Below are 22,081 nucleotides of genomic sequence, written 5' to 3'. Positions count from 1 at the left end.
CTACTTCCTATTTATTAGCTCCTTCACATACATTACCACCTCCCAGCGCTCTTTATCGCTCAACTGGTTCGCAAAAGAGCCCATTGTATTCCTACCGTAGTACAGCACGTGGTAAATACTACCTTCTGTAAGCTCTCTGCTTGCGTAATTAGGCACCCCCAGTATTTTCTCCCTTTGTACCAATATCCCTTTACCATCTCCTTTCTCCCCGTGGCACAAAGCGCAATACACATCATAGAGTTCCTTACCTTTGGCTATATACTGGGCTTGCTGTAAGCTATCCGTTACCAAGGGGTTATGTAACCCCATTTTAGCCTGCTCATACCCCTCTTGTGTGTTTTTATATTTATAAGGCAAAGCGCCACGCTTCACAGTGTTTTCTGGGGGGGTAAGTGGTGCCACCTCGTAGGTTCTATATGCCGCACTCTCATACATATCAGGGGCAAATACCACATTGCGCTCTTGCTTGTTACGGCAAGAGGTCAAAAGCAACAGTACACATACGGCCAAAAGCCTTAGCTTATTTTTTATATGAATATTCTTAACGCTCATTCTTCATCTCTATTACAAACTTATCATCACTACTGCTCTTCACAGGGTTCGAAGCCTTTTTAAAAGGATACAACCTACTGCGGAAGAAGAAAGTCAGCACCAACAAATGCGCTGCAAAATACACTACTAATTCAAATATCACAGGCACAAACGAGGGCAAATTATCCCAAAATGTAGCATTCGGTTTCCCTCCAAAGTTCTGAGGCCAGTCCTTAATCATTGTAAAGTAAGTAAGCCAGCAGCCAAAAGCAAAACCTATAAGCCCATATACAAAAGTAGCCCTGCCCAGTCTTGTGCGTTTCAGTCCCAATGCCTCATCTAATCCGTGTACCGCAAAGGGGGTATACACCTCCGCAATCGTTCTGTTCTCTGCTCTCAGTTCTTTTATTTTTTGCAGAAGAGCCTCAGCCGAGTTCACTACAATAGTGTCATTCTTTGCGCTGTTATCTATTACTTCGGGCGTATCATTAGCCGCTACTACCTGCCCTTTTACTTCTGCTTGTGCTATCATCGGGATACTCCTTGCGTATAACAAAAACAACACAAAAAAGAAGCCCAAAGTACCTACAAATATGCCTATATCTACCCACGTGGGGCTAAACATACTCCACGACGAGGCCAAGTAATCTCTATGTAACGAAGTAACTATAATCACAAACCGCTCAAACCACATCCCCACACACACCACCAAGGCTATAAATACCGAAAAGGATATACTCCGCCTTAGCTTCTTTATCCATAACAGTTGCGGGAACAGCACATTGCAAGCCATCATTATCCAAAATGCCCAAGCATAAGGCCCTGTAGCTCTATTTATAAAAACATATTTTTCATATTCCGAATGGGAGCGAAAAGCCATCACTATCTCTGTCAGATAAGCCACAGCCACTATACTACCCGCCACCAGCATTACCGTATTCATCAGGTCAATATGTTTCAGGGTAATATAGTCTTCCAGCCTACATACTTTACGCATAATAATCAGCAGTAAGCTCACCATAGCAAACCCCGAGAAGATAGCCCCAGCCACAAAATAAGGCGGGAAAATAGTGGTATGCCACCCAGCAATAACCGAAGTCGCAAAGTCAAATGAAACTATCGTATGCACCGATACTACCAAAGGAGTCGCTATACCTGCCAATAGGAGCATTGTCTCTTCCATACGTTGCCAGTCCTTAGCCTTACCACTCCAGCCAAAACTAAGTAATCCGTATATTTTCTTCTGAAAAGGCTTTATGGCTCGGTCTCTAAGCATTGCTAAGTCGGGCAGCAGTCCTACCCACCAAAACACCAGCGATACCGAAAAGTAGGTTGCTATAGCAAATACATCCCATAATAACGCCGAATTGAAGTTATCCCATAACGAGCCATATTGGTTAGGTATAGGTAGCGTAAAATGCAGTAGCCACGGTCTCCCCATATGAAGAATAGGAAAAAGCCCCGCCTGAATTACAGCAAAAATAGTCATTGCCTCAGCCGAGCGGTTAATAGCCACCCGCCACTGCTGCCTAAAAAGCAATAACACCGCCGATATAAGAGTGCCTGCGTGCCCTATACCTATCCACCACACAAAGTTGGTAATATCCCACGCCCAGCCTACTGTTTTATTTAATCCCCACGCTCCTATACCGTCACGCAAGGTTACCCATATAGCCCATCCGCCCCATAAGGCAGCAAGTAGGGCTACCGCAAAGGCTATCCACCACGCCTTATTAGCCCTTCCTTCTATAGGGCGTGCTATATCGTCACTAATAGTATGATAGTTCTTATTTACCATTTTTCTTCTTTTCAGCCGAAATGCTATACTTTATTCCTTTGGGGGTATCATTGCCCTCAGGGGTTACTACTACACAGGTAAACTGCCACTTCACCAAGCGTATTTCAGGGATGTTAAAAGCTCCTACAGGTAGCTTTAGCAGTAATTTATTCCAGCCCTTATTTAAGGTGATAGGCAAAGGTTTCCTAACTTCAAAATTCTCATTAGTAAGTGGTATCTCGTTAGATAGTTCTGTGTGTTGTGATTCCCATTGTGGGGGTGCAAGTTCCTGCCCATTCAGCCATAGCTTGCTTTCTTTATAGTCCCATTTGCCTTGTCTGGGTGGCAAGTCCCTCTCCGATCTACTATAGTTCTGAAAACTCACCCATAAGCCTGCCTTCTGTTTCTTCCTCGAGTATACGTAAGTATAAGCATAAGCCGTATGATTAGGCTCCGGATTGGTATAAAAGGCGGGCACTAGTTTACCCCACGTATGGCGTAAGTAAATGCCAGCTCCTATAGCTTTGCGTGTGCTATAGGTTTTCCCTTCATAGGTATATTCTTCTTTAAGTGCTTCTTCTGGCGGAAATACTTTCGCCAAATTGCCGTTATTAGGAAAAGCATCAGTAATATTCCACTCTACTGCAGTTTGGGGTACGTAAGCAAAAGGTTCACCTACAAAGTTATGTTCTTTATGCCAACACATACGGCGTTCAAAATCTGCAAAGTCTTTAAACACGGGGTCATTAGTATCTATAGGGAGCATTGTTCCTTTCCCATCAAAATATTCTGTACCTCCTCCCATCCAAGAGCGTTCTGCCAAAGCAAGCATAGCAGGATAGAAGTTATTCTGCAATATATTTTCTCTTTCATTGGGTATATAGCGGTCATTCCAAAGCGCCACAATAGCCCCCGCGTGGTCAGTATCTCCTTGGGCTACATTCAGTATCCTACTGTTGTAAAGGGCTACCAAGTCTGCAAAAGTATCAAAGTGGTTTATATAGTGGTAACGACTGTCTATAGCCGGAATGCCCTTTTGCGCTTTGCCTCTATAACTCCACAGTTGGGTCATATCTATCTCTCCTTCTTTGTAGTGCCAGCCTGGGTTCCATGAAATCACCTTTTTACCCTTAGCTCGTATATAGGCTACCATTTCAGGTACAAAAGCTGGGTTGGTAAATGCCACTTCATCTGTACCTATATGAATATAAGGCACTTCAAAAGTTTCCACTACCTCATCCAATATCTCTTTAAGTATCTTTATTCCTTGCGGGCTCTGCATATCAGTACCAAAAGCCTTTTCAAAAGCCCTACTGTGTCCTGGCATATCTATTTCAGGTATCAGCAGCATATTATGTGCTTTGCAATAAGCTACTAACTCTTTTGCTTCTTCCAAAGTATAGTACTTCTCTGGTAATCGCTCATAAGTATTACCGCTATTTAGCTGCGGGAAGCGTATGCTCTGCAATCGCCAACCTTGGTTTTCTGTAAGGTGCCAATGAAAAACATTTATTTTATACTGTGATAGCAGGGCTATTTCTTTCTTCAGTTCTTCTACCGAAATATAGCTACGTCCTGTATCGTGCATAAAGCCTCTTATCCTAAAAGCAGGATAATCTATAATAGTACACCCCTCATAATAGCTTTTCTTCCCTTTAGTTACTACCAGCTGTTTGAGAGTTTGTTTTGCCCAATAAACGCCTTTTTCAGTAGTTGCCTTAATAGAAACTCCTTTTTTGGTAACTTCCAGCGTATAGGCTTCCTCTTTATTGATAGGCACTTGTGGCAAGTCATCTACTATTTTTATACTCACCGATAAAGCTGCCTCATCCTGTGGTACTTCATAACGTTCACCATTAGGTTTTACTTGTTGGGGTTTAGGTAGCAAATCGCCTATACCAGCGTAAACACTAGTGGTTACAAAGCTTAAAAGGAATAATAGCTGTTTCATAATTCTTCTGTTTTATTCACTACTTTCGCCTGATACACCACATTAGGTTGCGTGCCCAACTGTTCCAAAAGGTGGTACATACGCTCACTTGCTGTAAGTTGCTCTATTTCACTGTTCTCCTCATTAGCATCTCCAAACCTAATAGCTCCTGTACTACACGCTGCTGCACAAGCCGTCACATTATTAAACTCTCCTGGTGCTACTGCCCGCCCTTCTTTCTTAGCTTTCAGTATCACTGCTTGGGTGTTTTGTATGCAGAGGGAACATTTCTCCATCACTCCTCGTGAGCGCACAGTAATATCAGGATTTAACACCATCCGGCCTAAATCATTATTCATATTGTAATTAAAAGCCTCGTTTTCACTATACTGAAACCAATTAAAACGCCGTACTTTATATGGGCAGTTATTGGCACAATACCTGGTACCTACACAGCGGTTGTAAGCCATCTGGTTCTGCCCCTGCGCTCCATGTACGGTAGCTCCTACAGGGCATACTGTCTCACAAGGGGCTTCCTCACAATGCTGACACATTACAGGCTGAAAGTTAGCCGTATTGCGCTTTGTTTCATAGCGATCTATCCTAATCCAATGCATATCACGCTGCCTGCGTACTTCTTCTTTCCCTACCACTGGCACATTGTTCTCCGCATGGCAAGCTATCACACAAGCAGCACAACCTATACATGCATTCAGGTCTATTGATAGTTTAAAGTGATGTAATCGTTTTGTATCTTTAGCTTTTATCACAGAAGGGGCAAGTTGCATATATTCACTCACCGAAAGCTCTTTAAGCACATTATCACGCCCTGCCAAGTTGTTTTGCAGCTGCACACACGCAAAGCTATGGTTGCCCGCAGCTTTTTCTATCGTTACTTCTTGTTCTTTTTCAAAATCGATATATAGTGGGTAAGCATTCACCCCTGTTTGCATCTCTACTTGTATACCTGCTTTTCTCCCATACCCTAAGGCTAGTGCCACACTGCCTTGTGCTTGCTGGGGCAGTATATATACAGGCACTATAAGCTCTTTATCTGCTACTTTTATTTTAGCCAAATCTCCCTCAAGTGCTCCTGCTGCTGTATGTTTGTTTTTAATACCCAAAGCCTCTGCATCTGCAGGGTGCATACACAGGTAGTTATCCCAAGTGGCTCGGGTCAGTGGGTCTGGCAGTTCTTGCAGCCAAGGGTTATTTGCCTGTTGCCCATCTCCCAAAGCTGTACTGGTATACAAAGTCAATTCAAAAGCAACTGATTTCATTTCCAAAAGATACGCCACCGATATTTCCACATCCTCTCTCTTACCCTCTCTATCCACAAACGGAGTTTTTTCTCTCACCAATGTTCCATCGTGCAAGGCTTGCTCCCAAGGGGTCTCTCCTAAAATATGCTGCTCCCAATGCGCCCTGATAAAATCATAGTAACTCTCACTACGTCCCAACCATTGCAAAAAGCAGTCCTGCCATTGCCGTGTGTTAAATAACGCTCGTATACAAGGTTGCATCAGCCCGTAATGCCCCCACCTGAACTCTACATCACCCCAAGCCTCCAAGTAATGGGGCTGAGGCGCCAAGTAAGTTACCTCTCCCGATGTCTCATCTGCTCTCATCGCAAACGATACCGAAAATGGCACTTTCTTAAGCCCTTCAGCAAAAACCCTTGCATTTGGCAAACTGTAAATAGGATTCAGATTATTGATAAAAAGCACCCCTACCCTACCCTCATTCATAGCAGCAAGCAACTGTAAGAAGTCTTTCACATTCCCTCTACGTGTCAATACAGGTGTTTCAGGATGAAAAGCAGCACTTTTAAGATATTCATTAAGGTCGAAAGCAATATATTGTGCTTCTTTTTTATCTATACCCGTTACTATCACGGTTTCACTACCTGCTTTCCGCACTTCTGCGGCTATTTTCTGTAGCTTTTCTGTCAATGTAACAGGTAATTTCTCTGTATTATCAGGCGTTTTCCCCTTCACATAGCTATAAAAATAAGCAAAAGCTACTTTTAGCTGTACAGGTGTAAGGGCTATGCGCTCATCAGCATTGGCTCCCGTAATACTTAAGTTGGCTTCTAGCTGTATATGCCTTGCCATTCCTGTTTCTTTACTCGGAATACGTCCTTTGGCATACCCTGCCTCATAGCCTCCTCCGTTCCAGTCTCCCAAAAAGTCCGCCCCAAATGATACTATAAGCCTTGCTCTACCAAAATCGTAATCAGGCATCCCCCACTTGCCATAACGCAATGAAAATGCTTCCAAAATCGCCCCTTCCGATACCGTATCGTATTCCACCAACCTAAAAGTAGGATACCGCTGTTTCAGCAGCTCCACCAATGCATACGCCGAGGGGCTTGCCAATGTCTGACTTAGCAACACTATCTCCTTCCCCTCTGCCGAAGCCTTTTCAAGGGCTGCTATTGTTTGTGTATCAATCGTATTCCAATCTGCTTCTTTAGCTCTATTATTGTCATAAAGACTCAGTACCGAAGCCAAAACCCTTGCATTTACCGCCGCTCCTGCTTGGGCTTCTGGGTTGCGTAATACCCCTATGGGCCTTCCCTCACGCGTCTTAACCAGCACACTAGCAAAGTCAAACCCATCTGCTATACAAGTAGCATAATAGTTCGCCTCACCTGGTACCACCTCTTCAGGCTGTACAAGGTACGGAATTGCCTTATGCACTGGCGCCTCACAACCTGCCAAGGCTGCCGCAGCAGTACTAAAACCTACATATTTTAAAAAATCACGCCTCGATACCATTTCACTTATTCTTATTATGTCCGAAAAATCTCACCCCAAATATCCTCCCATAACCCTACATCATCCCTCTTTTCTCAACAATTATATTGCCGGCAAAGATACAAATAATTTACCAATTAGCCAATTTGTCAAATAACTTCCCCTCCCTCCCCACACCCTCTTCTCCCTTCCTTCTTTTTTCTGTACTTTCTCCTCCTCCCCTCTTTTCCCTACTCTATCCCCTATCTCCTAACCCCTCCCCCCTTCATTGCGAATAATGCAAAAACCACCCACCCCCACACTATCCCCTATCTCCTAACTCCTCCCCCCTAATAATCAGCTCACTACCCCCCCACTCTCTTACCTCCTATCTCTTATCTTTTACCTACTTTAAACGAACGAATAACGAACTATAAACGAACTATAAACGAAGTATAAGCCTTACCTCATTGATTCTCAAGTATTTCAACCCCCAACCCTCCCTTTGCCAAATTCACAACAAAATCCCCAAAACCTCACATTATTCTCACCCTTTTCCCCTTTCCTCCCCATTTTTATCAATCACCAATTCTCAATCCCATCCCCTCTCTCTTACCTCTTATCTCCTTCACCTAATCTCCATTTTTCAGCTTAAACACCAAACCATCAGCCTCATAAGCACCACTCAGCCCACCCCAATAAGTAAGCAAATTACATTCCCAAATAAAAAAACAGGGACCAAAAATAGGAATCCCTATTTTTAGTCCCTGTTATAATAAAAAACACTGAAAAAAAACAATGCTATTTGTGGAGTCGGAGAGAATCGAACTCTCGTCCAAATAAGCCATTAAAAAGCTTTCTACATACTTAGTTCCTGTTTAGTTTTCATCATAAAGCTGACCAAGAACCGCCCACTTTATGCCTATCCTCTTAAAACTACGAGCTTTTAGCAGAGGCAAACCGCCAGCTCAATGTTGACTTTTATGGTGCCTCTTTACGAACCGCCGTCAACAAGGGCTTTTCAGAGACATCTCGCTTCCTTACCCTGTAAGGACTTAGCCAGAGTCGTACTAAAACTTCAGACTAGGCAGCAAGAGCGTAGTTATTCTCGCCATTTAAAATTTTGAAATAGATTTTAACGAGCATTCATTTCACAGCTCGGTATGCTTACTTCTCAATGCTACTTACTGTCAAAACCAGTCGACCCCAAATAGTATTTCTTTCAAAATTGCGGCAAAAATACAAATAATTTGTTATTTAACAACTAATTGCCAACAAATTTAACACTTTCACCTATTTTTATCAACTTTGCCAAAGCCTAAACTTTGGCAAAGCCAATTTTATTCTAAAACTCAAAGTCAGGAGCCTTTTGCGCACCAGCATCAGCTTGGTAATACGCTACCTCGGTAAATCCAAACGCCCCTGCAAATAAATTCTTCGGGAACGATAAGATACTAGCATTATAATCCTTAGCCGTATCATTATAGCGTTTGCGTTCTACCGCTATCCTGTTCTCACACCCCGAAATCTCTGTTTGTAACATCATAAAGTTCTCATTAGCCTTCAGGTCAGGATAAGCCTCAGTAATCATCATCAGTCTACCAAGGGCTTGTGATAGTTCTCCTTGTGCCTGTGCCATTTTAGCCATCGATTCCGCATCAAGTTTATTCGGGTCTACCGTAATTTGAGTAGCCTTAGCCCTTGCAGCCACTACCTTTTCCAAAGTTTCACTCTCGTGTTTAGCATACCCTTTTACAGTTTTCACAAGTGATAAGATAAGGTCTGTACGGCGTTGTAATTGCACTTCTATCTGCGACCATTTAGCCTTCACTTCTTGTTTTTGTTTTACCAAACCGTTGTACATCGTTACAAGGTAGAACCCAATAACCACAGCTATTCCAATGTAAATCCAACTCTTTTTCATAGTCCAATACTATATTCTAATTTATTAATAATTCTTTTATTTGTTCACAATTTGCTTATTTGTTTATTTGCTTATTTGCAATTCAGCAGTTCATTTATTTCACTCATCCAGTAATCTGCCTATCTTAAAACCTACTCGACGAGCCTCCTCCGCCGCTACTTCCGCCGCCCCATGAACCTCCTGAGATACCTCCACCCCATGAACTCCGTGAGCCCGAGAACAGAGCGCCCCCTATAGCACCTCCTCCATTGTTATAAGTTGTTTTTTCAGTCTCTTTATGCTCATGGCCACAGTTCTTACACTTAAAAAAGTAAGTAGTAAGCAAGTAATTCTTCTTAGTTTCTTTTTCTTCGCGTACTAATGTAGTAGTATTTACTGCACCACAATGTTCACAATTAATATCCTCCTCTATTTGCTTGCGCAAGCGCTTGCTTTGCTTTGCCCAACCTATAAACATTGGGGTAAAAAATATTGCTATAGGAGCAAATAGTACCATTAGGAGTAAGCATCCTGGCTTAAAACCAGCCTTATCTATCTCTACAAATTTAGCATAGCCATTTTTGCTACTATTAGTACGAATACGCTCTAAGCTCGCCCGCCATTGCTTTCCTCCCCACACATTCACAAATCCTGCAAATCCCAATAGCCCCAAAAATACCATCCAGCCCAATTGCTCACTCTCCTTTTGCTCTTGCTCGTATAAAGCTTTCACTTCCGAGCTATCGTTCATCACCCTTTGTATCTCCTCTACACCAGCAATAAGCCCCCCACCATAATCGCCCGTTTTCATTAGCGGAATCATAACTCGGGTTTGTATCATCTTACAAAGCCCATCAGGCAAACTCCCCTCTAAACCATACCCTACTTCAAAAGTAATCTCCCTTTGTCTCTTTTCAGTAATCAGTAATACCAATAGCCCATTATCCTTCCCTTTCTCACCCAATCCCCAATAGTTAAATAATTCGTGGGCAAACTCACGTGCATCTACATAATCATTAGTAATAAGAGGCAAAACCACCACAGCAAGCTCCACTCCAGTATCCGAGCGTATCCCTGCAGCAATAGCATTAAGCCGTGCCTTTGCCTCCCCCGATAGCACCCCTTCTGGGTCGGTAGTATAAGCTGTACCATCCTCTAACTGCACATTAGGCACAGTTTTAACAGTATAAGCAGTAGGCTGAAATAGCTCACCTTCATACTGTCCATAAGCTTGCAACCAGGTAAAACATAAAAATAGTAGTGTTGTTATAAAGTTTTTTATTGTCATAATAGCCTACTCCAATCATAATTTCGGGACAAAAATACAAAACAATTTTAAAATAGCAACTACCACCAAAGTTTTTTCGCCTCACCACCCCCGACAATTAAAAATTGATAACCAACACCTAAAAATCAGAAAGCCCCAACCCCAAAAAAACTATCTCAAAAACTCAGCCTATCTTGAACGAACGAATAACGAAGGATAAACGAACTATAAACGAAGGATAGTTACCCCTCCCCTCTCCCAATCCTACTCCTTACTTTTGCTTTTAACACAAAAAAAAGAGATCACCAAAATCCCTTCGGCAATCTCTCTGAATTTAATAATAAAAAAGAAAACTTAAAAATAAAAATTATGAAAAAAACTTTTTGTTTACGCTTTTGCTTTTTTACCCACAATTTATGGTTAGGTGGTCTATGAAAAAGTCGCTATCTTCTTTCTCTTTTTGACGCTGCAAAGGTACGTTAAAATTTTTAACTACCAAATTTTTTTTAAAAAATATGCAAAAAAATTATTGATATTCCTAAAAAATATGCTTTTTCTTATTGAAAATAATATATTTATCCGCTAATTATATCAATTTTTTATATTGAAAAAACCCGATTTTAATACATAAAATCTAAACAAAATGTTAAAATACAAATAAAACAAAAAAGTGTGTTAAAATTATTTTTAACCACACTTTTTTATCTCTGTTTCTTAAATTTTCTATTATTTTACTCCATGCATCAGCTTTCTCACAAACGGATTGATCAGAATAATCAGCACTCCTGCCACTCCTGGCACTACAGTAAATATCAAAAAGAAAGTCGTTAAGCTGTATTCTTTAGTAATATTTTCTATCTGTCCACCTACTACTGCAGCCAGCTTATGCCCTATGGCCACAGCCAAATACCACACCCCAAACATAAAGGCTATCATCCTACCTGGCACCAATTTCGATACGTATGAAAGCCCCACCGGCGACAAGCATAATTCTCCCATAGTGTTAAACATATAAGCAAAAACAAGCCATAACATACTTACTTTCACCCCTTCAACAGCTCCGTATGAGCCTAAAGCTAGCAAACCAAATCCTACCGATAACATCAGCAATCCTATACCATACTTAGCTGCAGCCGGCGGATTGTATTTACTATCCCACCACCTAGAAAACAAACTAGCCAATGCAATAATAAAAAACGAATTAAGTATCGAAAACCATGACACTGTTGCTTCTACCCAGTTAGCTCTCACTTCTTTCACTTGGGCAGGTATCAGCCCATTATCAGTTTGTAGTTCCTTACCTCGTGCTATTGCCCATTGCTCCTTTTCAGCATTAACATAACCAAAAGAGGTATGTTGTTTGTTTTTGCTCAACAGCTTAATAGCAGCACCTTCTTTTAAAGGCATATCCACTACTCCTATAATTGTAGTTTGAGGCACCACCTTTACCCCTTCAGGTAATTGTTGAGTTTCAGTAATAGGCACATATTCCACTTTGCCATTAGCATTAGTTACTTCATAAGCTTGATACGTTACCTCATAAGCTATAGTTTTAAAGTCTCTGTTTAACATCCAAAGAGCAATACCCCACACCAAGCTAAAACAAGTAAGTAACATCACTATAGCAGGCAATATTTTCTTATAAGTCCTCTTCACAAGAAGGAACAATACATAACTAATTAACAATAGCGGAATAATAGTAAGCAGCGCATTGAAGATATTATAAGCCACTGCCCAGCTTCCGTGCAGCTCACGGGTCACATTATCACGTGCAAATATAATAAGTGACGAAGCTCCTTGCTCAAATGAAAGCCAGAAGAATATCACAAAAAAAGCAAAAATAGCCACCGTTAGCATCCTATCACGTACCACACGAGTATAGCGCATAATTCGAGAACCTATAAGGTAGAAAAAAGCCAACAAACCTACTATCACAACCACATATTGTCCTTTTAGCATAGGTACAGAAGCCCACGCAAAAAGATCTATACCCCATATTTTAGAAAGAGGGTCATTCAGCGCATAGCCTATACCTATCACCGCCGATAGGGCTACAAGCACCTTATCTACCACAGTAAACGGATTTAGCTTCTCCTCTTCATTAGCAGCCTTTACTTCTTGCTTGCTTATCTCTACTTGTTTTTGTGGTCTAAGCCCAATATTCCCAAAAAGAGATTTAGCAAACCAGAACTGTATAGTCCCCAGCAGCATAAAAATACCTGCCAAACCAAAGCCCCAGCTCCAGCCAATACGTTCTGCCAAATAACCACAAAGCATCATACCAAAAAAAGCCCCCGAGTTCACTCCCATATAAAAAATAGTATAGGCAGCATCTTTCTTCTGTGGCAAATCCTTGTACATCTCAGATACAAACGACACCATATTAGGCTTGAAAAACCCCGTACCTATCACCAATAGCGCCAATCCTAAATACAATGAAAACTCCGTCTCAAATGCCATCGATACGTGCCCCAAAGTAATAATAACAGCTCCTATAATTACTGCCCAGCGGTAACCAGTATATTTATCAGCTATCATCCCTCCCAAAATAGGAGTTAGATATAATAACATCACATAAGTACCAAATAGGGCTGTAGCATTCTCTGCACTCCATTGCCATCCAGGGTTATACCCTATCAAGGTCATTGTTAAAAAGTTTATGAGCAGTACTCGCATCCCATAGAAAGAGAAGCGCTCCCACATCTCAGTAAAAAAGAGTACAAATAGTCCTGCTGGGTGCCCCAATACCTGAGCATTAAAAATAGATTTGTTTTCCATCAGTGTCTGTTATTAGTGTTTTAGATTATTAATTAAAGAGGTTCCAGCTTATCCCCAACCTAATGATAAAATCACGATATGGTTGTCGTGGCGCCGAATAATAATGATAAGGATTAGGCAGTGGCATCCATGAAATACCACTTAATGGCACATGCCATTGCTCCAATGAAAAGAAAATACGCATTGTCCTCACTTTCGCATTCAAAAAGAAATCAATAGTAGGAAAGTTCCCTATCTTTTCACTGTTCTGCACTGCAAACTCTCCCAACAAAGGATTATAGCTATTAGCATAATAGTTCGTGAAATAATTCACCCCTATACCCGTTTGCAGTATCATCGCTTTTTCAAACAACGGACTCTTAAAATAAAAACTATTTCGGGTGATAAAAGCCGGCACATTCAGTATATTATCTTGCTGTACTACCTGTTGGTACATCAGCGTATTATCTAGCCCCCACTTACCAAAGGTAAACTCTTTTTGCACTTTCAGCTGCAAATACTGTATATTACCACCATACTGCTCAGGGGTAGCTTTTCCTAAGGTTTGTTCCCGAAAATAGGTATAGTTATTCAAGTTGCTCACAGCCAAATAAGCATTACCCCATTGGGTTTGTAAGTCCGCATAAAGCGTCTGAGTATTCTCTTTGTCAAAAGCAGTGTAATTATCCCAATTAAACAGCAAGTAATCACTCTGGTATAGCAAATAGTTGAAGTTAGGCATTTGTGAGTATAAGGCAGCCCCCGCTGTAAGCCTATTGCGCTCATCCAAAGCATATTGCAGTTTCCCTTTTAGCTTAGTTCCTGTCATATTACCTATAAGTGTCTGCTCCCCTTCAGCCGTAATGGTAAGCCCTCCTATCTTTTTATGCCATTCTGCTCCTATACTAAAATCAGTGTTTTTAATCTGATGCCGCTGTAACACCCCCGATATGTAATAAGCATTCCTAAAATAATAATTGTAGAAATAAGCATTACCAAACAAAAAAGTACGCCCCAAGTAAGGCAATTCCAGCTCAGCACCTACCCTATTGGTCATCGTATGCAACCGCATTTTATCACTTATATTAGTACTCACATAAGGCCGTCCAAAATAAGATTCATTTGCAGTAGCTTGCGAAAATGAATACTGCTCACTTTCATACATAAATAAGTGCCTAAAACGTATCTGTTTGTAAGAAGCAAGTGAATCACGGTTACGCAAGAAAGCATAATCATGTTGCAAAAAATAACGCTTACTCTCACGCTTATTTTCAGCATCCAATAGCTGCATATCTACCAAAGCCCTATTTTTAAACTCACTCGCTCCACTTTCAAATTGCGCAGGGGTAACCATACCCCCATTCTCATCACTATCAATATCATGATTAGCAAAATGCGAAAATACAGTGTATTTCTTATTAGCCGACACGTATGAAAAACCCGCCCTAAAATTACCATTACTCACCAAAGCACGCTGGTACTTCCCCAACGAGCGCAACCCGCGGTAAGCTATAAATATATTCAAATTAGGCTGCAAGTTAGCCGAAAATAACACATCCAAATTCTGCCCCTGCTCCACCCCCGTTTTATATGTAAACTGAGTGATAGGAGTAGGCAAATAGTAATACTTCACCTCCTCAGCACTAAGGTACAACTGCCTCTTGGCCATAGCCCCCATCTGCGGCAAATAACTGCGCTGCGTAAAATCATAAGCCAACGAGTTATAAGGTTGCCCCATATTAGCAAAAGGCATCTTCCCAAACATATCCTTAAACCACTCATTATTGCGGTAATATTTCGCCATCGAAATAGTAGTGTCAATAGCCGTAGTATCCCGCATATAACTAATAATCTTATAATCATTAGCCGTAAAAGTAATCGAGTCCTTCTTCTTTTTAGGGCGAACAGATTTAAAAGAAACCCCCTCATTGTCTGTTTTACCTTCTTTACCGCTCGATGAATCATCAACTTGTCCCAACAAAGCAACAGGACATAACATCACCGCAATATATATAATGTGTCTGATTATCATTTTAATCTTTAAAAAGTATTCTGGGCGCAAAAGTATGAAATAATTAGCAAATTAGCAAACAAACCTACTCCCCCACACAGCACCCTCCTTCAATGTTCTCACCCCCTTTTACCCTCTCACCACTTCCCTCACCCACACCACCCAATATTTACCAAAAATTCATCTATTTTCCATTTTCATTGCAAATAATTCAAATACACCCTCCCCCACCCTATTCCCTATCTCCTAACTCCTTTCCCCTAATAATCACCCCATTACACCCCACCCTCTCACCTCTTATCTCTTATCTATCACCTACTTTAAACGAACCTATAACGAAGGATAAACGAACTATAAACGAAGGATAACCATTATCCCCCTGATTACCAGCCCTTCCTTCCCACACACCTCTCTTTGCACAATCCGCAACAAAATCCCCAAAACACTACATTTTTCTCATTCCCTCTTATTTCTTACCTATTATCTCTTACCCCTATAACAATAAAAAAAACTGCTTTCTTAACACCCAAACAGTGTCTCGAAAGCAGTTTCCTATTTTTAAAATCACACAGCCTAATAAGCAAATTAGCCAATGAACAAAGCGTCCATTGGCTAATCTACTCATCTATAAATAGTAATTTATTAATTTTGTTTTACCCACCAAAGGTCAGTAGCACCAGTATCAGCACCACCCAGCATTCTTACTGCAGCAGCTTTGTTATCGCCGTTATTGGTAGTCTCTTTTGATGAGAAAGGCAATCTGCGCATACCAGCTTTATCCTTTCCATTTTGCTGATTCACAGTAGTAATTACACCACCACTATTATTAACCATTGTAGGCAATAAGTTAGGATAACCAGTACGACGCCATTCAGCCCAAGCCTCGTGTGCATTATAAGGATACATTGATAGCCATTTTTGGGTAATAATCTTAGCCAACTTCTGCTCATTAGTATCAGTACTTGCCCATTTCACAGTAATATCCGATGTGAAAGTAGCACTATAAGCCGACTGATGAGGGTCTACAAAGTTACCACGTGTAGCAGTTACATTAAGGTAAGCATCAGCACCACCCACACCATGTTGGTCAAATGACAATTTCACACCTTGTTTGTAAAGGTCTTCAGCTGTTTCAGTTATAAAACTCCATCCTTTAAGCGCCATTTCAGCTTTAATAAAAGCTACTTCAGCAGCAGTAATCCAATAAATACCATCAGTTTTACTTACATTAGGACGAGAGTAAAGCAACCATTTACCATCATTTTTAAGTCCCGATTTCACACTTTCAATACGCCCTGCTCTAAGCCCTATATACTCTTGTGTTTGGCTAACGGTAGTAGCCACTTTAGTAAAGTATTTTTCACGACGAGGGTCAGAGAAAGCATTCATATACTCCACTATATCAGCACTAGTACATGAGTCACCCCAGTCAGCCATTTTGCGTACAGGGTTATCGTTATTAGCATATACAGGGTTGTCCGAATTAGCAGTAATAACACCACTATTAATTGCAAACTGAGCGTAAGTTTTAGCATCAGCCTCATCTACATCACTCATACGGATTGAAAGGCGTAACAATAGCGAACTAGCGTATTTAGCCCATTTTTGCAAATCACCTTTGTACACCGCATCAAATTCTTTATATTGGCGGTCATCAGCAGGAGCATTTTTCAAAGTAGTAATAGCCTGTTTTAGCTCCTCACACATTTTCAGGTACAAATCCTTTTGGCTATCATAAGCCACTTTAGTATTACCCACTTGCATTTGCGAGTAAGGTAGCGGTCCATAAGTATCAGTAAGCCAGTGAGTGATAGCCACACGCAATACACTACCCAAAGCAAAGTAAGTCTTGCTCATATCCCCATTTGCATAATTTTTAAGAGCAAAGTAAGGAGTATAAATCTTAGGATAAGTATCGTCAAACAAATAATCCATCCACCCTGTCGAAGCATTGTACATAGGGTATTTGTTATCAAAATTATCTTGAGTCGCAGCATATCCTGCATACGGAGTCGCAGCCAAGTCAAAACACATTTGGTATGAGTTCTCTTGTTGGGGCAATACTAAGTTTTGTAGTTGGAGTAACTCATTACCTCCAATAGGCGACCTTTGGTACTCCTCTTGGTTCACCCCATAAGGGTTAGTGTTGTACTCCTCAAAATTCTTTGTACAAGCTACACTTAGTAGCGCAAGTACCGGAATAATATATCTTTTCATTTCTGCCGAGTATACAACATAAAAAAACTGCTCCCTCAATACCTAAACAGTATCTCGGAAACAGTTTGTTTTATACTCCCCTTAAAAATAAAATATTTTACAAACTCAATAGTTTTTTACTTCAATATTTTTCTAATATAGTTAGCCTCGTGTATATTTTGAGTAAGAGCTTCAGCATCATTATTTTCAATAAGAGTCCGGAAAGCCTCAAGATTTTTGATATACTCATTAAGAGCCTTCAGTACATTATCTCTATTTTCTAAGAAGATAGGACACCACATTTGGGCATCACTCTTAGCCAAACGTACCGTCGATGCAAACCCCGTACTCGCCAAATCAAATATATGTGCCTCATCTTTCTCTATCTCAAGCACCGTTTTGCCCAGCATAAATGAACTCACGTGTGATAAGTGCGATACGTATGCCGTATGAAGGTCATGATCCGTAGGCGTCATCATTTTCACACGCATATTTAAGGCTTTTACAATACTAAAAGCACGGTCCAGCAGTTGCCAATTACTATCATCCACTTCGCACAAAGCCATTACCTTCCCATCAAAAAGGTCATATAGGGCAGCCTCTGGTCCCGAATGCTCTGTACCCGCCATAGGATGCGCAGCTACAAACAGTTCACGGCGCGGGTGCTTTGCTACCGACCTACATATATGCCCCTTTACCGAGCCAGCATCCATTACAAGAGTATTATCACCCGCTTTATCCAACACCTTTAATAATACCTCAACAATATGATTTACCGGCACAGCTATAAGCACTACTTCGGCATCAGTAAGGTGGTTATAATCCGTTTCTTCATCAATAATGCCCAATTCTAAAGCCTTTTGCACATTGGCAGCACTTACATCAATACCGGCAATATAATAACCCAAACGTTTCTTTAATTCCAAAGCCATCGAGCCTCCAATAAGCCCCAAGCCTATAATCACTGCTTTTTTCATTCCTGAGTTCTAATTCCTAATTCCTTTACCGTATATACGATAAGTTCATTGTTATTCTTTTCAGTAGCTATCCATATACTACCATCACTATCAGTACTTATAGCCACTGCCGATATACTTTCCACCGGAAAGTCTTTCACGAGCACCCCCTTATTATTATACAAATAAGTTCTTTGGGTAGCCATATCATTCACACTAAGGTAATTATTATTGCGTATGCGCCACAACTGCGGACGTGCGTAATTCCCCTCAAGCAGCTCAATAGGTTTAGCTCCAAAGGTAAGCACATTAGCCGAAAGCGCATACAAGGCATACCTACTACCTCCCCAATAAAAAGGAGTTATCAAGTGTTTCTTCTCACGTTTCATTCCCCCCTTCTCATCAATACTCACAGCATAACCATCGGTAGTGGTGAAGGTAAAGAGGTCATTCCACAGCACTATAGGGTTTTCCGAAAACTCAAATTTGCCATTTATTTTAATACGAGGTTCGCCATTACGATGAAGTATATTAATACTACCATTACCCGAAGGGTATATAAGATAATCCCGATCGGCAATGCGGTAATGTTTAGGTGTAGCCAGTGGCCTACCATTAGCACGAGTGTTAAAACCTTTCACCTGCTGCCCTTTGCGGTCAAGCAAATGTATTGTTTGGTCTTCGGTAGTTATAAAGCGATATTCTCGGTTGCTATCATAATCAAAAACCTCTAAAGGAGTGATGTTATTTTTATATTTTATAGGGAAGGGTTCCACCACATTACCATTTCTATCCAGCACCCATATAGCCCTCTCGGTAGAGAAGGCCATTTGCAGAAAGCCATTCTTAAACAAATCTACTTGGTAAATAGGGCTTTGTATTTTTCCATCCAAAGGTTTCTTCCATAACAAAGCGCCATTATTAGCTATTAGATGGAGGTTATTAGCAGCATCTTGCACAGCTACTTCCAGCCGCTTGGTACGGTGATTTGTAAGTAAGGTAGGTGGGGTAATTATAGTTTCATCAAAAGCAAAGCGGAAGTGCTCAGTCATCTCATCTTGAGCCGTATTATCGTTTTGGTATTCACACACAAAGTTCAATACATAGTAGTCGTTCTGTGGTGTTTGTTGGAATAATGCCCAGCGGTAGCGTTCGGCTATGGCAGTATTGGCAAAGTTAGGTTGCTGGTAAAGGTTTGCTACCCGCGCCACACTCACATTGGAGGCACTATTTTGTGCCAATAGCTGGTAGGCTTTATTGGCTTTCAGCACATTACCCCGTTGCATATCATTCACTACCGAGGTAAGGAGTTCTTTGGCTGGGGCAAATACCAATAACTTTTCATATACCCCTACATAGCGGGGCTTCATATTACTGCCAAACAGCCCCAAGAACTGTAAAGGGACCTCTGTATTCAAATCGTACAGAGGGAAGTTATACTGAAAATCTTCTGAAAGTACAGGTAGTTGTTGTAGTGCCTCATCTACATCATAGGCAGTAGCTACAGCAAAAGCCCCCTCTACTACCTCGGCAAAAGCAATCCCATTAACAGTGTTTAAGAAAGTATTTTGTACAGCAACACTATCGGGCTGGGTGAGCTTATCGGCATCATCAAAACTATAAGCCTTAAGTGCTAATACCCTTGCAGGCAGATACTCCAGCAGATTGTTTTGGTACGGCTGCGTAAGGCGCATAGGATCGGTAGAGGCAGCTTGCCCCATTAGGCTTATCCCGCTAAGGCGCACACTATTGGTTTCCAAAAACAAATCAAAAGCAGTCCAGTTATTAGTAGAGGGTAATACCCCTGCGCCAAAAAAGTAACTGAAATACTTATTGGCGTTATGCTCTGTTAAAAACAAACTCGCACTACACTCGGAGCTAGATAGCTGTTGTAGCACTTCTAAATCTTGTTGTTTAGCCGTTTTGGCTTTGGTAGGAGGTATTTTATAACTTTCTATTTTATCATTATCGCCTATAATGAGATAATCATTCCACTGGGTATAGTACCATTCTTTACCAAACTGAGCTTGTTTTTGGAGTGTTTCATTAGCATTTTTCCAAACACTTAAGGTATCGCGCTGGCTTATAACAGTCATATTACCTTCGGTAGAGAAAGCTACCCAAACATCAGTTTCAGCAGTAAGGCTATTGAGAAGTTTAACCTCATGCAGTTTTAGAGGCTGCGGGTTATGTGCTTTCCAGAGGGTGTTATTAGCAACCGACCCCAAGAAGTTACTCTTGTTATTAATGTGATAAATAACTTGGGTATTATCGGGAAATACAATAGGCGATACTGCTGCTTTCTTTTCGGCAAAATTACAAGCAACTAACAGCAGCGAAACGATATATACTATATTTTTCAGCAATGTTCTTATTTCAAAATCAAGTTTTCTTTCCACTTATTCATTATCATCGGCACACCACTCGGCATAGGAGCTTTCGGTTTCATGTAGGCGAACAGAATACAGACTTACCTCGGGAGGCAGTTGCTGCTTAATGCGCTTGGCAAAATCAGCTACAAGGTTCTCACTGGTAGGCTGATAGGGCAAGGCTATCACGTTATGCCCTTGCGCTTTGAGCTCCTCCAGAAGCTGAATGTGAGGAGTGTTACTATTGAGCATCATAGCGTGATCAAATTGTTGTATGATCTGTTCATTTACGATGCGCTTCAAATCGCCAAAATCTATTACCATACCCTGCTTTACGTGAGTAGGAGTAGTAATGGGTGAGCCTATAACTGTTACTACGAGCTTATAGCTGTGACCGTGCAAGTTTTTGCACTTACCATCATAGCCATAGAGTGCATGCCCAGCTTCGAAATCAAATTTTTTAGTTATCCTTATCTTCATTATTTTCTAATTTGTGAATCTTCTTGGTTCCTTCGTACATTTTGTACTGTACTAAGCGACTTTCCAGCTTACCATTGAAGAGTTTTATTTTACGAGTAGGGCGCAAGCCTACGTGTTTGAGTCCTTCTAAATTGGAGGTGATGAACCACGCCTCGGTATTGGGGTATTTGTGCTTAAGGGTAGAGCCTATTGCACTGTAGAGCTGCTCGGTATCTACCTGCAAACGCTCATTATAAGGCGGGTTAAAGACTATGTGTAGAGGTTCTTGCTTATTGTCTTTCTCGGTAGTGAAGAAGTCTTTTTGCGATACCTGTATATAGTCGGACAATTCGGCTTTTTTAAGGTTTTCTTTAGCCTTAGCCACTGCCGAGGGCGCCTTATCGTAACCTGTAATTTGGTAATTAAACTCGCGTATTTTCTTAATGCAACTACTAAAGATAACATTAAAGAGGTTGGCATCAAAATCATTCCAACGCTCAAAAGCGAACTCTTTGCGGTGTACATTGGCAGGGATATTACAAGCTATCATAGCAGCCTCGATAAGGAAAGTACCGCTACCACACATAGGATCGAGGAAGTTACATTGCCCTTGCCAACCGCTCATAAGCAAAATACCAGCTGCAAGCACCTCATTAATAGGAGCTATATTAGTAGCAAGGCGGTAGCCGCGCTGATGCAGAGACTCGCCTGAACTATCCAAGGATACTATAACCTCATTGCGCTGTATGTGTATATGGAAAGCAACATCGGGGTGGAGTACATCTACATTGGGGCGGTTACCCGTAGCGTTCCTAAAAGCATCGGCTATTGCGTCTTTGGCTTTTAGGGCTACATACTGAGAGTGGCTAAAAAGCTCGGTTTGGAGGGTGGCAGTAATGGCAAAGGTTTGGTTTGCCGATAAGTAGTCTTGCCAATTGAACTCATAGAGCTTTTGGTAGTAGTCCTTTTCACTACGCACATAAAAAGAGTGAATAGGTTTGAGTATTTTTAAGGCAGTACGCAAGCAAAGATTGGCTTTGTACATAAAGCCTTTATCACCTTCAAACTGTACGCTACGTACCCCTTTACTAATGCGCATAGCCCCGAGATTACGTAATTCATCGGCTAAAACATCTTCAAAGCCGAAGAATGTTTTAGCAATCATTTTATAATTTTTTTCCATATAC

Annotated in this window: 13 protein-coding genes and 1 other RNA gene; all 14 read right to left on the bottom strand. The window is 41.2% G+C overall.

Annotated elements, in window-relative coordinates:
- The 14 genes from C4H12_RS13200 to C4H12_RS13135 all read right to left on the bottom strand — a co-directional run bounded on the left by C4H12_RS13200 (position 1) and on the right by C4H12_RS13135 (position 22,077).
- On the bottom strand, positions 1-552 hold the full coding sequence (locus C4H12_RS13200; RefSeq protein WP_106099322.1) for a cytochrome c: 552 nt from the start codon (positions 550-552) through the stop codon (positions 1-3).
- On the bottom strand, positions 542-2,329 hold the full coding sequence (locus tag C4H12_RS13195) for a quinol:electron acceptor oxidoreductase subunit ActD (protein WP_106099321.1): 1,788 nt from the start codon (positions 2,327-2,329) through the stop codon (positions 542-544). Before C4H12_RS13195 ends, C4H12_RS13200 begins: the two co-directional genes overlap by 11 nt.
- Positions 2,319-4,259, bottom strand: a complete 1,941-nt coding sequence (locus C4H12_RS13190) for a family 20 glycosylhydrolase (RefSeq protein WP_106099320.1) — start codon at positions 4,257-4,259, stop codon at positions 2,319-2,321. Before C4H12_RS13190 ends, C4H12_RS13195 begins: the two co-directional genes overlap by 11 nt.
- Positions 4,256-7,018: a 4Fe-4S dicluster domain-containing protein gene (locus C4H12_RS13185; protein ID WP_106099319.1), complete on the bottom strand. Its 2,763-nt coding sequence runs from the start codon at positions 7,016-7,018 to the stop codon at positions 4,256-4,258. The genes C4H12_RS13190 and C4H12_RS13185 overlap by 4 nt, the downstream gene beginning before the upstream one ends.
- Before the next feature lie 763 nt (positions 7,019-7,781).
- Positions 7,782-8,184, bottom strand: a transfer-messenger RNA (tmRNA) gene (gene ssrA, locus C4H12_RS13180).
- A 137-nt stretch (positions 8,185-8,321) separates the two neighbouring features.
- On the bottom strand, positions 8,322-8,900 hold the full coding sequence (locus tag C4H12_RS13175) for a LemA family protein (protein WP_106099318.1): 579 nt from the start codon (positions 8,898-8,900) through the stop codon (positions 8,322-8,324).
- Positions 8,901-9,024: 124 nt separating this feature from the next.
- Entirely contained in the window at positions 9,025-10,167 is a 1,143-nt protein-coding gene (locus C4H12_RS13170) for a YgcG family protein (protein ID WP_106099317.1), read from the bottom strand.
- Between the two features lie 705 nt (positions 10,168-10,872).
- Positions 10,873-12,924 carry a peptide MFS transporter gene (locus C4H12_RS13165; RefSeq protein ID WP_106099316.1) on the bottom strand — a complete coding sequence of 684 codons (2,052 nt, stop codon included), beginning with the start codon at positions 12,922-12,924 and terminating at the stop codon, positions 10,873-10,875.
- Between the two features lie 28 nt (positions 12,925-12,952).
- Entirely contained in the window at positions 12,953-14,935 is a 1,983-nt protein-coding gene (locus C4H12_RS13160) for a putative porin (RefSeq protein WP_106099315.1), read from the bottom strand.
- Positions 14,936-15,556: 621 nt separating this feature from the next.
- Positions 15,557-17,131: a SusD/RagB family nutrient-binding outer membrane lipoprotein gene (locus tag C4H12_RS13155; RefSeq protein WP_106099314.1), complete on the bottom strand. Its 1,575-nt coding sequence runs from the start codon at positions 17,129-17,131 to the stop codon at positions 15,557-15,559.
- Positions 17,132-17,247: 116 nt separating this feature from the next.
- Positions 17,248-18,087 carry a prephenate dehydrogenase gene (locus tag C4H12_RS13150; RefSeq protein ID WP_106099313.1) on the bottom strand — a complete coding sequence of 280 codons (840 nt, stop codon included), beginning with the start codon at positions 18,085-18,087 and terminating at the stop codon, positions 17,248-17,250.
- The gene (locus C4H12_RS13145; protein WP_254424779.1) at positions 18,084-20,465 is read right to left on the bottom strand and encodes a hypothetical protein; all 2,382 of its coding nucleotides are present in this window, start codon (positions 20,463-20,465) and stop codon (positions 18,084-18,086) included. The genes C4H12_RS13150 and C4H12_RS13145 overlap by 4 nt, the downstream gene beginning before the upstream one ends.
- Positions 20,466-20,915: a 6-carboxytetrahydropterin synthase gene (locus C4H12_RS13140; protein WP_106099312.1), complete on the bottom strand. Its 450-nt coding sequence runs from the start codon at positions 20,913-20,915 to the stop codon at positions 20,466-20,468.
- Entirely contained in the window at positions 20,896-22,077 is a 1,182-nt protein-coding gene (locus C4H12_RS13135; RefSeq protein WP_106099311.1) for a class I SAM-dependent RNA methyltransferase, read from the bottom strand. Before C4H12_RS13135 ends, C4H12_RS13140 begins: the two co-directional genes overlap by 20 nt.
- Between the last annotated feature and the right edge of the window lie 4 nt (positions 22,078-22,081).

The organism is Capnocytophaga sp. oral taxon 878, from assembly GCF_002999135.1.
In the GTDB taxonomy this organism is placed as follows: Bacteria; Bacteroidota; Bacteroidia; order Flavobacteriales; family Flavobacteriaceae; genus Capnocytophaga.
This window is presented reverse-complemented; position numbering and strand designations above follow the sequence as displayed.